We start from the raw sequence: 14782 nt of genomic DNA, 5'->3' as shown, positions 1-14782 counted from the left end.
TAAGGTATGGCAAAAGAATCGGTAGGCTTAAAAGGGACATTGGGCCTGGCTCCCAAAATCGCCGTTAAATCATCCACTATCGACATCGATAAAACGGAGAAAGATGTAAAGAATATTCACTCTACTAAAATTGAATTGACTCGAATTAGTGTCGATATGCCAAAAGCCCTATTCAAGAAAATGAAGATCAAAGTGGCCGAAGATGAAATGACAGTTCGGGATTATGTATTGAAACTCATCGAAGAAGACTTGAATAAGTAGGTATTTATGATACGAGTTAGGTATCAGGAGAAGGTCTGAGATAGAAGCATCTCAGACCTTTTTTATTTAAAAATTTAGGTGGAGATAACCGCCATTATTAGCCTTTGGTATCATTTTAAGAACAGCTTCAGATTGGAAAGTTGTGAGGAGTCGTGGAAACACTGGGGACTTTTGTGTAAGAAATGCAATAATATTTATTGAAAAAGTACAGTGGTATGGGTCTTTTATCATCACAAGTGACGATTAGTCGTCCCTATGCAACAAAACCTCAAATTAGTAAAATCATGAACAATCAATCGCAACAAGGTGGCCGTCAACAAGGTCAGCAAAACGATCAGAATCAAGAAAATCGTCAATCCCAACAATCTGGACAACAGAGTGGTCGTCAGCAAGGAATGGACCAAGGTCAGCAGCACCAGGAAGACAGCACTCGTCGTCAGGATCAAAACCAAGATCAGAACCGTGACCGCGAACAAAGTCGCCAGTCTGACCGGGTATAAAAGATAACTCAGTAAAAAGTAAAAGAGGGCCTTCGTTTAACGAGAGCCCTCTTTTACTTAATAAGCAATGATTACCGCTACTCCACTACAAAATAAAACGGTTAATCAAATTCTCCAGGTATTCCTGACGACCAGAACGGGTTTCTGGTTCGCCTAATTCTACGGCCAGATTGCGTAAATCCGTCAGGTTTAATTTACCTTCTTCGTATTCTTTACCTTTACCCGAATCAAAGCTGGCGTAACGATCCGTACGAATCTTCTTGTAATCGGAAGAAGTCAGGATTTTATCAGCGATGATGAATGATTTTGCGAAAATGTCCATCGCTCCTACGTGAGCGTAGAACAGATCGGCAGGATCCGTTGAGTTACGACGACGTTTGGCATCGAAGTTTACGCCACCGCCCTGCAATCCACCTGATTCCAGCAAGATCAGGGCAGACTCCGTCAGTTCATAAATATCGTTCGGAAACTGATCAGTATCCCAACCATTCTGGTAATCACCCCGGTTGGCATCGATGCTACCTAGCATACCCGCGTCAGCAGCAACCTGTAACTCGTGTGAGAACGTATGGCCCGCCAGAGTCGCGTGGTTTACCTCCAGGTTCAGTTTGAAATCGTTCAGTAAGTCGTACTGACGCAGGAAGCCGATTACCGTTGCCGCGTCGAAATCATACTGGTGTTTGGTAGGCTCCATAGGCTTAGGTTCGATGAAGAACGTACCTTTAAAGCCCTGGCTACGAGCGTAATCTTTCGCTGTGTGCAGGAATTTTGCCATGTGCTCCTGCTCACGTTTCATGTCCGTGTTCAGTAAAGTCATGTACCCTTCACGACCACCCCAGAATACGTAGTTTTCACCACCTAAAGCAATCGTTGCGTCAATGGCTCCTTTCACCTGAGCACCCGCGTGAGCCAGAACTGCAAAATCAGGGTTGGTAGAAGCTCCGTTCATGTAACGGGGATTCGAGAATACGTTCGCTGTACCCCAAAGCAACTTCGTACCTGATTCGGCCATTTTACCTTTGGCATAATCCACCCAGGTTTGCAGACGACCTTCAAATTCTACGACATTATTGGTGTAATCAGCCACGTCAACGTCGTGAAAACAGAAATAGGGCAGACCTAATTTCGTAGTAAACTCGAACGCCGCGTCAGCTTTATCTTTCAGGCGTTGAATGGGATCAGAAGAGCTATCCCAGGGATATACGTGCGTGCCGGGACCGAAGGGATCGGAGCCATCACCCACGAGGGTGTGCCAGTAAGCCATGGCAAACTTGAAGTGCTCTTTCAGGGTTTTACCTGCCACCACCCGATTTTCATCATACCAGCGGAATGCCAGTGGATTATCTGATTCGGGACCTTCGTAGTTAATCTTCCCGATGCCGGGAAAATATTCCTTTTCGCCTAATAAAACGGCCATGATTTAATCGTTTAAGGTTAAACTAATTAACGTATAAAGACGAATCGTTTCGGACCCGTCGGGTATCATTTACTTCTGTAAAAACTTTTCCAGAATGGACTGCCAGTGAGCATAATATTCCTGATACTGCTCCGCTTTAGAAGTGTCAGGCTCAATGGTAGCCAGTTTGGTTAGCTTCGTGAACGCTTCTTTGGGAGCTTCGAAGTAACCCAGTCCAATACCTGCTCCGAGAGCGGCACCTTTGGCTCCGTCGGTATCGTATAACTCCACCGGAGTTTGGTTCACATTCACGAAAGATTCGGTGAACACGTCACTTAGGAACATATTGGCCTTACCCGCCCGAACTACCTTTGCCGGACTGCCCATGTCGGTCATGATATCCATGCCGTACTTGAGCGAAAACGCAATTCCTTCCTGAGCGGCCCGGAAAACGTGACTGCGGGTATGAATGTTAAAATCCAGACCTGAGAACGTGCTCGATACCGTGCGGTTTTCAAGCACCCGTTCGGCCCCGTTGCCGAAGGGTAATACCCGAACGCCTTCGCTGCCCGCTGGAATAGTGGCGGCCAGTTGATTCAACTGACTGTAAGTCAAGCCCGAGCCAAATTGGTCCCGTACCCATCGATTCAGAATGCCCGTTCCGTTGATGCAGAGTAAAATGCCTAGGCGAGTCTGATCATTTCGCTGGTGGTTGACGTGAGCGAAGGTGTTCACCCGACTTTTGGGGTCGTAAGCCACCTGATCCGTTACGGCGTACACCACGCCGGAAGTTCCGGCGGTTGCCGCAAATTCGCCCGGTTCCAGAACGTTTAGCGAAAGTGCATTATTAGGCTGATCGCCTGATTTATAAGTAACGGGAATACCCGCTTTTAGCCCCAATAAATCCGCTACTGAACTGCGTAACTCGCCATGATTAGAGAAAAGCGGATTCAATTTGGGTAACACCGATTTCGGGAAGCCGAAGGCATTCATTACTTCCTCCGAAACAGCATTATTCTGAAAATCCCAGAAAATACCTTCCGACAGAGCCGAATTAGAAGTGGTAATACTGCCCGTCAGCATCATAGCGATGTAATCGCCGGGTAGCATGATCTGATAAACGCTTCCGTATACCTGGGGTTCGTTTTCCTTCACCCAAGCCAATTTAGCGGCGGTGAAATTACCAGGCGAGTTCAATAAATGGCTTAAAGCTTTTTCCGTACCAATTTTCTGAAAGGCTTGTTCGCCGTAGGAGACAGCCCGGCTGTCGCACCAGATGATGGACGGACGAAGCACCTGTTCGTTGCGATCCACCAGGACCAGACCGTGCATCTGATACGCAATCCCAATGGCGGCGATGTCCTTCGGATGGTAAGTTCCCGTGGCATTTGCCTTTAAAATAGCCTGTTGCACGCAATGCCACCACATCGAAGGGTCCTGTTCGGCAAAACCGGGCTTGGGCGTAGAAATCGGGTTTTCAAGATCGGGGTAGGAAGCTGAAGCCACCACCTGCTGACTATCTGCGTCAACGATTGAAACCTTAATTGAAGACGTACCAACGTCAATTCCTAGAAGAAGCATCGCTAGAGATGAATTATACTGCAAGTAGTGTCAAATTGACAATAATAACAAGTGAATCGGTTAAAAGCTGACGTAAATTTTGATAATAAAAAAAGAATTTATGGTAATATTTTGAAAATCAGGCCCCATCACTGCGGATCTTATTGGGGTGTTCATAGGCAGAAAAGACAGTTTAATCCACTTGCGAAGCCGTTTATCTTTTAATAGCTTTGACTGACTGATGGATTCATTTACATTCGTCAGTAATCAATGAAGCTAACCTTCTAACTCACCACTATGGGTATTTTTGATTTCATTCGGAACGAATTTATCAATGTCATTGAATGGGTAGATGATACTCAGGATACGATCATCTGGAAGTTTCCTGACAAAGGAAACGATATTAAGTATGGAGCTCAGTTAACGGTTCGGGAAAGTCAGGTTGCGATTTTCATGAATGAAGGGCAGATTGCTGATGTCTTTCTGCCGGGTCGGCACGAGCTCACCACGGCGAACATGCCGATTCTGACGACATTACGTTCCTGGAAATACGGCTTTGAATCGCCCTTCAAGGTAGACGTGTATTACGTCAACACGAAGCAGTTTACCAACATGAAATGGGGAACGGCGAACCCGATTATTGTCCGCGATCCTGAGTTTAAACAAGTTCGGATTCGGGCTTTTGGTACGTATACCTTCCGGGTAAAAGAGCCGAAGAAATTTCTGAAGGAATTTTCGGGAACAAATCCGCAGGTGCGGGTAAGGGATCTGGAAGAACAGTTACGTTCGGCTATCTTCTCCAAATTTTCGGATGCCATTGCCGAAGCCAACGTTTCGGTGCTCGATCTGGCTCGTAACTACACCGAACTCGGTGGAAAGTTGTTACCCATCCTGACGGAAGATTTCGATCAATACGGGTTAGAAATCGTCAAGTTCTACATTGAGAATACGTCATTACCTCCCGAAGTCGAGGCTTTCCTCGACAAAACCACGCAGATGAATATGGTGGGAGACATGGCCCGATTCCAGCAGTTTCAGGCGGGTGTTTCCATCGAAAAGGCTGCTGAAAACTCAGGTGCTGCCGCTAGCATCGTCGGGATGAATCTGGGAGGAATGATGTCAGGGGCGGCGGCAACGGCTCCAGCTTCTTCGGGGGCGGCTCAGTCGAAGGAAGATATTATGGGTTTATTGAAGCAGTTAGGGGAGTTGAAAACCGCCGGAATTCTGACGGAAGAAGAGTTCTCCGCCAAGAAAGCGGAGTTATTAGCTAAGTTATAATGATTCAGATTGTATCTAAACAAAACCAGCCTCCGAGCAATCGGAGGCTGGTTTTATTTAGAACAGTTTCGTCCAGGCAAATCGTATCAACAATAGTAATAAAACGAAACCCATAACGAGGTAACTGAACGGAATGTAGGTGACAGCGTAAAAATGAAGTCGATCCAACAGGAATAGCACACCGATTAAGGCCGCAATCAGGGTCAGAAATCCAGAGAGTTTTCCAAAACCCGGAATGTGTTCAAAAGGAATCTTTTGCCGGATGATCCAGAGCGTGGCAACCATGCTGAGAATGGGCAAAAACTGCGTAATCAGATTCAATGACCAGATGCTCTGCCGTTCAAAAAGAAAGAGATACAGGTTCAGCGTCACCGCAAAAACGCCCGGAATGGCCGAAGCAAAAACCAGTCCCATGTACACATATCGCCAGCGTAGAATCTCGGGAGCCGTTTGACCCGACCAAAGATTCGTAACCAAAGCCAGTAATGGTAAACAGCTCAGAAAGAGAGCAAAAGGGGCAGGGTTTTGCGAGATGTACCGAAAGAGTTCCTGAAGCGTCATGGGGCAAAAATAAGGGAATAACTTATTGGAAGCTTGTCTAAAATCACTACCGCCTGCCGCTGCCAGCTTTTTCGCTGGTAGCAAAACTCACCTCTTCCAGCTCATGCTGCCAGCGAAAAAGCTGGCAGCGGCGGAGAAATAACTCAGTTTCTTAGGAGAATCCGACGGTTATAAATTCCAGAAGGTATCTTAGAAAAATACAAAATCCCCGAAATTGTTTCGGGGATTTTCGATGGGCCAGGTACGTTTGTTACCGAAGAACTCTTGAACCATCAGGCTGTCCTTACGATCAATCCTCGGAAAAACCGGGAAGATTACTTCCTGCCAAGTATCCAGATCTTAAAGCGATTATTCCTCAAGACTATCATTTAGGCAAGTCTAACAGGAAACCAATGGTGAAGTTAGCATCCCAGTCAAACACAAACTGCTCGCAACCCGTAGCATCTGCAATCGCTTTGTAGATATTAATACCGGCTTTGGTCTTTGCATTTTCCATTTTATAGGCGTCGGGAGCGTCCAGTACGGTATAACGTTCTTTTCCTTTACGAACGGCCTTGGCTAATTCAAAAGGTACGCCACCAATGATGAAACAGGTTTTCCGCTGAGCACTTGGCACTTGCTTGGCCTTCGCTTTTACTTCTGAATACACCTGCTCATCGTTTTTACCCTCCTGGAAGTATTTTGAACCGTAGCTTTCCAAAGCCGTCGTTTTATTATCTGTTTTCCAGGAAATCTTGGTATTTCCCGATCCAATATCTACCACAAAGGCAGAGCTGTAGAAATCGGCGGGTAATACACTGCGAAGAGCCAGACGACCTTCTTCTTCAGGGGTTACGGTGTTTACAAAGTAATTCAGCGACTTTAACGCCCGGATGATTTTCTGAGTAACATCGGCTTTCACCGCACCGGAGCTCACTACAAAGTGAATGTCTTTGCTACTCACCCCGTAATCAAGCATGCCGCCAATGTATTTTTTGAGACCCGCCCGAACGTCTTCGTCCATGGCCATATTCTCAATAACCAGGCTATTGCCAAACTCTGATTTTTCCAGTTTCCAGTTTTTGTTCGCATCGATCCGAACAATAAAAGAGTTAAATCCGCTGGCTCCTAACTCGACTACGCCTTTCAGGGTTCCGCCAGTAGGCTGGGGAGCTTCGTAGTCAAAGCTGCGTTTGGAAGAAACAGCGGCGTCTGAATTCGATGAAGTTGAGCTTTCTTCAGAAGCAGAACCCTCCGCTGACGCACTGGTTTCGCCCGACTCCGAACGATGTTCCACTTGCTCCGTCTGATTTTTCTGAAGTGATTTCAGGAGATCGACACCTCCGACGTATTTAAATCCAAAGTAAATGGCTGCCAGAATCAGGACGGTAATCAGCAGCCGTCCGGTTACGGTTAGTCGTTGCATAAATGATGAGATAGAAGGGTATTGAAATTCGTTTAAAGGGGTTTTAGTTGGTTTGAAAGTTTGATGTAGTGGGAGAGATGTGATAGCGTTTGATCGTGTTTGAAAGTTTAATAAGGTTTGAAGATGTTTGAGAAATCTCATTAACCCAAAGGAACTTTCAAATCTCATCAAACTTTCAAACCTACTCAAACTACATCAAATGCTTATTCCAACAAGCTTCGATACCCCTGGTCTTTGGGAGGGTTAATGGGTTTGTTGGGTGAACTGGGAGCGGGTGAATCCAATTGAATGAGTTTGAAATCTCCCTTATTATACGCTTCCAGCATGGCCTGCCCTTTATCGGACAATACGCCGTTTTGTACGTCTACGGAATTAATGAAGTCCATCGAAAGATCCATCGCCCGTTTCATTTCGCCAAGTTTTTTACTCATATCGTCCTGGATGTACTCCATGGATTCATCGAAGTAAAACTTCTTGTCGGGGTTACCTTTAAAGATGCTAATGGCCGTTCGCAGGGCATTTGAACTCTCCTTGACGATCTGATATTCAGCTTCTTTTAACTTAACCTTAATTTCCGTTTCCTTAATGATGTAATCTGCACTGGTGTTCACCTTTTCCATGAAAGCCAAAACCGTCTGCACATTACGCTGAAGCGGGAATAGCTTTTCGTTCATTTCCTGCAAGCCAGCCCCTTCAATAGTGGCCAGGGAGGCCGTTTCTTTCATGCCGGGTTTATCGGCCATGCTTTGAGCTTTATTAGCCTCGGCAAACTTCTGTTTAATGGCCTCGTTGTTCTCATTAATTTTACGATTGAGCTTTACCAATTGTCCCGCTAGTAAGTCAATCTGACCCTGCATTTTACGACGCTTATCTTTCAAATCCTGAATGTAGATTTTCATGATGGCAATCGGGTCGAGTTGAATCACCAGTCCGGTTATTTTACGCATCAGGGTTTTGAAAAGAAAGAAAACGGCCGTGCGTACATCCTTACTCGTAAAAAGAAAAATAAGCGCGCCCAGAGCGGCTAATAACACACCCAGGTAAAGCGTATTTTCGGTTACTTTAATCAAAAACTCGACAACACGATTAAAGTACACTAATCCAACCCCAGCCAGGCCGATCAGAAATATAAAACCTAACACCCCCTCCGGTCGATTCCAGAAGGACTTTCGGGTCTGGTCCTCATTACCACCCCCCAATTGAGAAAAATCTGCTGACATATTTTTAGTTGTTTAGGGTTTTGAGTTTTTAGTTCAGGGTTATTAATTAACTCAAAACCCTAAACTCGAAACATTAAACTCATTTCAAGTACTGGCCAATTTTTTGGATATCCTTGTTGATTTCCTGGGTGAATTGTAAGAATGTGGCTTCGTAGTTGGCTCGGTTTTGCTGGAGTTTACCACTTTGCTCGTCTACTTCTCCCGCGATTTTTACCAGTCGTTCTTTATTCGACGCTATTTTATTCTGAATCTCCACAATTTGCCTGGTCAGGTTTTCATTTTCCTGCTGTAACGATTTTTGTTCGTTTTGTAAGCCGCCTACTTTTTCCTGAACGGCCAGATCCACGCTTCTTAAAAAAGCCTCCCGGTCCGATTGCAATGTCGTTAAATACTGATTAGCCGTTGAGGTTAATAAGCTTGGATTGATATCCTTATTTAAGGCCCGAAAACTAGCCCAGGCGGCCTGAAATTGTTGCTCTTCCTGAAGTCCAAGATTCGATAAATTTTTTAGCGTGGCCCGGAATTCAAAGTAATCGGCTCCGGGTAAATTATTCTTTTCAAGAACCGTAGCAAAGTGCTCAATGAACTTGTGATCTGGCGAACCGGAAACCGTTTGGGCAGCGGGTTTGGGTTCTACCGAAACGGGCTGCTCAGGCGAAGGGTTTGGACTAGCTGGAGCATCTTCAAAGAATATGTTCAACAGCTTTCGACCTAAACTTTTAGATTCAGACATAAGCGTAAGGTTTCAAAGGTTTACTACGGATGAAAACAGCTTTACTAAGGTTTGATTGGCATACATGATGGACCAAAGGTCAGCTATGGCGGCTGAATGACCAGAATCATTCATATAAACGGATGCCAGACCTGACAGAAACCCAGAAAACTGGGTTGAATGTTGAAAAGGTAATGAAAAATTCCTTTTTTTCGGGGAAGTTAACCTAATCTATGGAACGCGAACTTGACGACCTTCTCCACTGCCCTTGCCCCAGTTGTGGAGCTCAATTACAATACAATGCCGAAAAAGAGGCTATGGCCTGCAATCACTGCGGTTATACTGAAAAACTAGTGCTAGGAAAAGATCGGATTGAGGAAATCGACTGGACTCAGGCTCGAACCGATTCGAAACATACCGTCGAGCGTCGGCTGTTTACCTGTCAGCGGTGTGGAGCCAAAACCACGGTCAACTATGACACGCCTACCATTACCTGTGGTTTTTGCGGATCTACCAATGTTAATCCAGACGCTACCAAGACCCGGCTTTTTGAACCCCAGGGAATTGTGCCCTTCAAAATCTCCCGAACACAGGCGACCGAATCGTTTAAAAACTGGATTGGTCAGAGCATCTGGGCACCCAACGATCTGAAAAATCTGGCTCGGGTAGATACATTGCATGGTATCTACATTCCTTTCTGGACGTACGATGTTCAGACGCATTCGGAGTGGGAGGGGGAAGCCGGAACGTATTATTATGTCAATGAACAATTCCGCGATCAGAACGGAAACGTGCAAAGTCGGCAAGTGCGGCAAACCCGCTGGACGTACCGGAATGGAACACACCAGCAATTTTTCGATGACATTCTGATTCTGGCTTCCCGTCAATTACCCCAGCAAACCATTCAGAAAGTATATCCTTTCCTGCTGGAAAATGTGGTCAATTACGAACCACGGGTCATGTTGGGTTGGGAGTCAGAAGTTTATAAAATTGATCCGCAGGAAGGCTTTTCAGTAGCTAAAAAAATAGTAGACGACCGCATCGAGTCGGCCTGTGCTGAGTTACTGGCGGATGATACCTACCGTAATCTGGAAGTACAAACGGAGTATTCGGATCAGACGTTCAAGCACCTGGTATTACCCCTCTGGATTTGTGCGTATCAGTACAATGGCAAGACCTATCAATTCCTGATTAACGGCCAGACGGGTAGTATTTCGGGGAATCGGCCCGTTTCCGTCTGGAAGGTGTTACTGGCCGTATTAGCGTTTATTGGACTAGTTATTCTCTTTTCAGTTCTGGGCGGTAGATAGCGTTACGGAACATAGGAGTATTGAAGTGATGGAAAATGTTGTTGAATCGGTTGTAAAACATTGAATATTAATCTAACAACTAAAAATCAACAACTAAAACAACCTAATTGCCATTACCTAACCAGCAGGTATTTATGAATTCTATTATTTCTATTCAGCAGCTCAGCAACACGTATCCCGGTGGGCAACAGGTTTTGAAAGGCATTAACCTCGAAGTAAAAGCGGGGGAAATTATTGGTTACATTGGTCCGAATGGGGCGGGTAAGTCTACCACCATTAAAATTCTGCTGGGCATGATCTCCCATTTTTCGGGCGAGGTGCAGGTACTGGGACGGAACATTCGGACGGATGCTCTGGACATCAAACGAAGCGTAGGGTATGTGCCTGAAAATGCGGCTCTTTACGAAGTGCTAACGCCTCTGGAATATCTGACGTTCATTGGTCGCCTTTACGGTATGGACGATGCGGTCATTGAACGAAAAGCAGAAGATTTACTACAACTGGTGGGCTTATCCAGTCAGATGAATCAGCGGATGAATACGTTTTCCAAAGGAATGAAGCAAAAAGTATTATTGATCTCCGGCCTGATTCATAACCCGGAAATCATATTTCTGGATGAACCCCTGTCAGGTCTGGATGCAAACGCGGTTATTCTGGTGAAGGAGATATTGGCTCAGTTACGTTCTGCCGGCAAAACCATTTTTTATTCTTCCCATATCATGGATGTGGTAGAGAAAATTTCCGACCGCATCGTCATCATTAATCAGGGACAGGTAATTGCCAACGGAACCTTTGAAGAGCTAAAGGAACAGGCTCATTCGGGTTCACTTGAGCGGATTTTTCAGGGGCTTACGGGCGATGATACCACCCAGAGCAAAGCATCCGATTTCTTACAGGCACTTCAATAACGCTCTTCATGACCGGCTATCTTCTTTCGTTTCTCGACTACTTCCAACGCTTGTTTCGCTGGCTTGGCGTCGATTATTTCATGATGCGGAATATTGTTGAAGTAAAACTGATGATGGACAATCGTCGGAATTACGCAACGCTGGGCAAAAATTATCAGTCTGGCGATTCTAACAATCGGCTTTTAATGGTGTATGGATTGAATGCCCTGCTGGGTGGAATTATGTCCATCTTTGCGTTTATCATTCCGTCTGTTTTACTAACGACAACGATCCTGCTGGGTTACGTTATTGCCTGGGTAGCCCTAAATCTGATTTCCGATTACTCCGAATTATTACTTGATTCAACCGACAATACGATCCTCCTGCCACGCCCCGTTAGCGACCGAACCATTTGGATGGCCCGGCTGGTGCATTTGCTCCTGTACCTTACCTTACTGGCTTTGAGTATAGTGCTCGTGCCAACGCTGGTCATGGCCTTTAAGCTGGGGCTGGGTTATGCTCCTGTATTTTTGTTGCTGGCCTTACAGGCAACGCTCATGGCCGTTTTTCTGACCACCTTATTGTACATGCTGGTGGTTCGTTTTTCCAGTGAAGAGCGGGTAAAAGACATGATTAGTTACGTCCAGATTGGCATGTCTCTATTGTTTACGGTGGGGTACCAGATTCTTCCCCGGCTGATTCCCTATCAGGAATTAGCGACGTTCAGGATCAGATTCAAACCTGGCATTACCTCGTGCCAGCGGCCTGGCTGGGAGGTATGATGGATATGCTGGTCAATCAGAGATACGATTCGGGGCATCTGATTTTGACCTTTCTGGCAGTGGCGGTTCCGCCTTTATTACTGGTGGTCAATACTCGCTATCTGGCTCCTTACTTTACTCAAAAACTGGCCGTCATGGGTTCAGCGGATGCGGGCGTACCCGCCGCTGGGACGAATCAAAAATCGTCGGGATTGGCCGCTCGGCTGGCCGACTGGGTTACTTCGAGCAAAGCGGAAAAAGCCGTATTTGAGATGAGCTGGAAGCTTACTTCACGCGACCGCCGCTATAAAATGCGAACCTATCCGGCTTTTGGGGCTTTGGTACCCTTACTTTTTGTGTTTGTACAACCGCTTTTAAAGGAAAAAACCTCGTTAAGTACCCTTCAGAGTGGCTCTACTTATCTGGTCGGTATCTATCTCTTACAGATTATTGCGGGAAGTTTTTACGATAATAGCTATCAGTCGGATGATTACCGAGCTTCCTGGCTCTACTCAGCTATGCCACTCGATAAACCCGGAGAGGCCATCATTGGAAACTTTAAAGCTACGTTTCTGAAATTTTTTACTCCTTTTTATCTGTTGATTGCTGTTTTCCTATTTTCGGTCTGGGGTTGGAAAATCACGGATGATTTGCTGGCTGGGTATTTCTTTGCGCCTTCATTACCAGTACGGATGTCTGGTTTCGGCAATCGGGATGGCAGATGCCTTTTTCGCAGGAACCCAAAGTAAAAGGCGGGAAATCCACCCTGATGATCGTTATGATGCTCCTTGGGCTTCCGCTTTTTGGGATGATCCATTACGGAGCTACGCATGTCCCGGGCGGTGGCATGTTCATGGCAATCCTGTACGGAGGACTGGCCTGGGCCACGTTGAAAAGTTATCGGCAACTAAACTGGACACAATTTGAGTAATTTCTGCATTTTTGCAGGATGAATACACTTTTTCAGGCTTCCCATCTTCATAAATCCATTGAAGAACATTCGATTATTACTGATTTTTCACTGGAGTTACCGGCGGGAGAAATTTTTGCTCTGGTAGGCGAAAGTGGGGCTGGAAAAAGTACGCTTCTCAACATGCTGGCTTGCCTTACCCCAGCCGATCAGGGAGAAATCTGGCTCGAAGGCAAAGAAATTTCTTCTTCGGCTCGTTACCTCATTCCCGGTCACGCGGACATTAAGCTGGTTCCCCAGGAATACCGCTTGTTACCCAACCATACCATTCGCGAGAACATTGCCTACGCCTTACGGGAATACACAAAGGAGTATCAAATCTACCGCATTGATCAACTCTTGCAATTAACTGGACTTGAGGGGGTGCAGCATAAGCTACCCCGCGAGGTTTCGGGTGGCGAAAAGCAGCGAACGGCCATCGCCCGGGCTATCGCCGATGAACCCAAAGTCTTGTTGTTAGACGAGCCGTTTTCAAATCTGGATACGCTGAATCGTCAGAAACTGAAAGGAGAACTCCGCCGGATTATCCGTGAAACCGACATCGCCTGCCTGTTTGTTACCCATGATTTACTCGATGCCTTAACCGTAGCCGAACGAATAGGGGTAATGCGATACGGAAAGTTAGAGCAGATGGGTTCACCAAAAGAGTTGCTGAACCAGCCTGATACGGATTACGTCAAAGCTTTTATTTCCAGTGGACTAAGCATTCTTCAGGAAGTCAAAGAACGGCTGGAGTTATAAGGTAAAATAGGCCGAAGCTTTCACCGCAAAACGATTAATAGGTATGCCATCGATGGTGCGGGGCTGGGAAATATAGGTTAATCGGTGAAGGGCTTCAATTCGGAAAAACTTCAAGATGTTATCAATCCCATAGCCAATTTCTACGTAAGGTTTACTCGGATTGAGCGAGCCAAAACCGGGAATGGCATTCCCCTGTAAGTCATAGTCGGGAATAATATCCTGATTGGATTGGCGGGCTCCGCCGTATAACACATTCACGTTGAGTAAGGTCCGCCACTTGAGTTTCTTGATGGCCGGAATTCGGTTGAATAATAAACCTTCAAAATTGTGCTCGTACTTCAGCGAAGCATAACGGTCGGACAGAAATTCGTAGTAATTCATCATGTTAAACGCATTTCCGACGTAAAACAAGGACTGATTTCCCAGGTGAGGAAAGAGCAGAGGGTAGGGAAGGGTAGAAGGCGTGTAACCCGCCGAAAGGGTGTAATAACTGCGACCCAGAATGCCCAGCCGGAAGTTATCGGCCATGGAAAGGGTGAAGCGGTGATAATTAAAATCGCCCCCTAACGTATTCTGCAAACCCAGCGAATAACGCAGCGTGTAAATGGGAGACTGAGCCGTTCCGAGGCTAATCCGATCATTGTCGTTGTAAATGAAAAGTTCGTTTTTCGCGATCCGTAACTCCGTGATTAACTCCGTGTTATGATACGTTCGGGATTGGCCCGAGGGTTCATTTTCAGTAATATAGGCGAAATTATATAAAGGCTCGAAACTTCGCTGCCGAATCCCGATCATGGGTGTCAGGCCTTTGATAATCTCTCCCCGGATGTAAGCCATGTGTTCGCGTTGATAATACCCTCTACGGTAGCGGCCAAAGCGGGAGTAAGCCGCGAAAAGACTGTTATTCCCTACGGCTTCCGAGGTTAAGCCAATCTGTTCGAGATCATAACTTGTTCGGGCCCCAATTTCAGCCCAGGGCTTTCGACTAAGGATATACTTGGCGTTCGCTCCATACTTCATGACTCCGTCTTTAAATCCGTAAGCCAGATAACCATCCATCACCCAAACCTTGCTAAACTCAGCATTGGTGCGAAAACCCGCCCGCAAACGTAAACCTTCGATGGTATTATAAGCTCCGGCACTTAAAAAGGGCCCCACTTCAATACCCGGATACACCCGTTGATATCCATTCGCAATGATGGTCAGAACTTGCGTATAGG

At 46.0% G+C, this 14782-nt stretch carries 16 protein-coding genes; 9 read left to right on the top strand and 7 right to left on the bottom strand.

Annotation, left to right across the window (positions count from 1 at the left end; all coding sequences use genetic code 11):
- Window positions 1-6 precede the first annotated feature (6 nt).
- Together BWI96_RS01615 and BWI96_RS01610 are read left to right on the top strand one after the other, a co-directional pair.
- Window positions 7-261, top strand: coding sequence for a hypothetical protein (locus BWI96_RS01615; protein ID WP_106634945.1), 255 nt, complete (start codon window positions 7-9; stop codon window positions 259-261).
- 284 nt (window positions 262-545) lie between these two features.
- The gene (locus BWI96_RS01610; protein ID WP_106635050.1) at window positions 546-761 is read left to right on the top strand and encodes a hypothetical protein; all 216 of its coding nucleotides are present in this window, start codon (window positions 546-548) and stop codon (window positions 759-761) included.
- A gap of 85 nt (window positions 762-846) precedes the next feature.
- On the opposite strand, the gene xylA is transcribed toward BWI96_RS01610, so the two are convergent.
- Window positions 847-2178 carry a xylose isomerase gene (gene xylA, locus BWI96_RS01605; protein ID WP_106634944.1) on the bottom strand — a complete coding sequence of 444 codons (1332 nt, stop codon included), beginning with the start codon at window positions 2176-2178 and terminating at the stop codon, window positions 847-849.
- Window positions 2179-2247: 69 nt separating this feature from the next.
- Window positions 2248-3738 carry a xylulokinase gene (locus tag BWI96_RS01600; RefSeq protein WP_106634943.1) on the bottom strand — a complete coding sequence of 497 codons (1491 nt, stop codon included), beginning with the start codon at window positions 3736-3738 and terminating at the stop codon, window positions 2248-2250.
- A gap of 276 nt (window positions 3739-4014) precedes the next feature.
- Here BWI96_RS01600 and BWI96_RS01595 point away from each other — a divergent pair, with 276 nt between their 5' ends.
- Complete coding sequence (locus tag BWI96_RS01595; RefSeq protein WP_106634942.1) at window positions 4015-4995, top strand: SPFH domain-containing protein; 981 nt, start codon at window positions 4015-4017, stop codon at window positions 4993-4995.
- 57 nt (window positions 4996-5052) lie between these two features.
- Here the strand turns inward: BWI96_RS01595 and BWI96_RS01590 are convergent, their stop codons facing one another.
- From BWI96_RS01590 to BWI96_RS01575, 4 genes are all read right to left on the bottom strand, one after another.
- A complete protein-coding gene (locus BWI96_RS01590) occupies window positions 5053-5640 on the bottom strand; it encodes a hypothetical protein (protein WP_232793537.1) in 588 nt (195 codons plus the stop codon).
- Window positions 5641-5920: 280 nt separating this feature from the next.
- Window positions 5921-6961 carry a hypothetical protein gene (locus tag BWI96_RS01585; RefSeq protein ID WP_106634940.1) on the bottom strand — a complete coding sequence of 347 codons (1041 nt, stop codon included), beginning with the start codon at window positions 6959-6961 and terminating at the stop codon, window positions 5921-5923.
- A gap of 203 nt (window positions 6962-7164) precedes the next feature.
- Window positions 7165-8181, bottom strand: coding sequence for a hypothetical protein (locus BWI96_RS01580; protein WP_106634939.1), 1017 nt, complete (start codon window positions 8179-8181; stop codon window positions 7165-7167).
- A 79-nt stretch (window positions 8182-8260) separates the two neighbouring features.
- Complete coding sequence (locus BWI96_RS01575) at window positions 8261-8914, bottom strand: hypothetical protein (RefSeq protein WP_106634938.1); 654 nt, start codon at window positions 8912-8914, stop codon at window positions 8261-8263.
- 212 nt (window positions 8915-9126) lie between these two features.
- Here BWI96_RS01575 and BWI96_RS01570 point away from each other — a divergent pair, with 212 nt between their 5' ends.
- From BWI96_RS01570 to BWI96_RS01545, 6 genes are all read left to right on the top strand, one after another.
- Window positions 9127-10203 (top strand): hypothetical protein, encoded by a 1077-nt coding sequence (locus BWI96_RS01570; RefSeq protein WP_106634937.1) that lies wholly within the window; start codon window positions 9127-9129, stop codon window positions 10201-10203.
- Between the two features lie 134 nt (window positions 10204-10337).
- On the top strand, window positions 10338-11111 hold the full coding sequence (locus tag BWI96_RS01565; RefSeq protein ID WP_106634936.1) for an ABC transporter ATP-binding protein: 774 nt from the start codon (window positions 10338-10340) through the stop codon (window positions 11109-11111).
- Window positions 11112-11119: 8 nt separating this feature from the next.
- Window positions 11120-11872, top strand: coding sequence for a hypothetical protein (locus BWI96_RS01560; RefSeq protein WP_106634935.1), 753 nt, complete (start codon window positions 11120-11122; stop codon window positions 11870-11872).
- Complete coding sequence (locus BWI96_RS01555; RefSeq protein ID WP_106634934.1) at window positions 11845-12600, top strand: hypothetical protein; 756 nt, start codon at window positions 11845-11847, stop codon at window positions 12598-12600. The genes BWI96_RS01560 and BWI96_RS01555 overlap by 28 nt, the downstream gene beginning before the upstream one ends.
- Complete coding sequence (locus tag BWI96_RS01550; protein WP_106634933.1) at window positions 12573-12782, top strand: hypothetical protein; 210 nt, start codon at window positions 12573-12575, stop codon at window positions 12780-12782. Before BWI96_RS01555 ends, BWI96_RS01550 begins: the two co-directional genes overlap by 28 nt.
- Before the next feature lie 18 nt (window positions 12783-12800).
- The gene (locus BWI96_RS01545; protein ID WP_106634932.1) at window positions 12801-13562 is read left to right on the top strand and encodes an ABC transporter ATP-binding protein; all 762 of its coding nucleotides are present in this window, start codon (window positions 12801-12803) and stop codon (window positions 13560-13562) included.
- On the opposite strand, the gene BWI96_RS22770 is transcribed toward BWI96_RS01545, so the two are convergent.
- Window positions 13557-14768: a DUF5686 family protein gene (locus tag BWI96_RS22770; RefSeq protein WP_369804050.1), complete on the bottom strand. Its 1212-nt coding sequence runs from the start codon at window positions 14766-14768 to the stop codon at window positions 13557-13559. The two genes, BWI96_RS01545 and BWI96_RS22770, sit on opposite strands and share 6 nt — an antisense overlap.
- Window positions 14769-14782 lie beyond the last annotated feature (14 nt).

Source organism: Siphonobacter sp. SORGH_AS_0500 (assembly GCF_002838835.1).
GTDB lineage: Bacteria > Bacteroidota > Bacteroidia > Cytophagales > Spirosomataceae > Siphonobacter.
Note: the sequence above shows the minus strand (reverse complement) of the source record. Positions and strands in the feature narration are given on the sequence as shown.

Bases quoted from the DNA above. Each gene is read 5' to 3' on its own strand.
- BWI96_RS01545 (WP_106634932.1), top strand. From the start codon at position 12,801: ATGAATACACTTTTTCAGGCTTCCCATCTTCATAAATCCATTGAAGAA.
- BWI96_RS01565 (WP_106634936.1), top strand. From the start codon at position 10,338: ATGAATTCTATTATTTCTATTCAGCAGCTCAGCAACACGTATCCCGGT.
- BWI96_RS01585 (WP_106634940.1), bottom strand. From the start codon at position 6,961: ATGCAACGACTAACCGTAACCGGACGGCTGCTGATTACCGTCCTGATT.
- BWI96_RS01610 (WP_106635050.1), top strand. From the start codon at position 546: ATGAACAATCAATCGCAACAAGGTGGCCGTCAACAAGGTCAGCAAAAC.
- BWI96_RS01570 (WP_106634937.1), top strand. From the start codon at position 9,127: ATGGAACGCGAACTTGACGACCTTCTCCACTGCCCTTGCCCCAGTTGT.
- BWI96_RS01575 (WP_106634938.1), bottom strand. From the start codon at position 8,914: ATGTCTGAATCTAAAAGTTTAGGTCGAAAGCTGTTGAACATATTCTTT.
- BWI96_RS01560 (WP_106634935.1), top strand. From the start codon at position 11,120: ATGACCGGCTATCTTCTTTCGTTTCTCGACTACTTCCAACGCTTGTTT.
- BWI96_RS01550 (WP_106634933.1), top strand. From the start codon at position 12,573: ATGCCTTTTTCGCAGGAACCCAAAGTAAAAGGCGGGAAATCCACCCTG.
- BWI96_RS01595 (WP_106634942.1), top strand. From the start codon at position 4,015: ATGGGTATTTTTGATTTCATTCGGAACGAATTTATCAATGTCATTGAA.
- xylA (WP_106634944.1), bottom strand. From the start codon at position 2,178: ATGGCCGTTTTATTAGGCGAAAAGGAATATTTTCCCGGCATCGGGAAG.
- BWI96_RS01580 (WP_106634939.1), bottom strand. From the start codon at position 8,181: ATGTCAGCAGATTTTTCTCAATTGGGGGGTGGTAATGAGGACCAGACC.
- BWI96_RS01615 (WP_106634945.1), top strand. From the start codon at position 7: ATGGCAAAAGAATCGGTAGGCTTAAAAGGGACATTGGGCCTGGCTCCC.
- BWI96_RS01600 (WP_106634943.1), bottom strand. From the start codon at position 3,738: ATGCTTCTTCTAGGAATTGACGTTGGTACGTCTTCAATTAAGGTTTCA.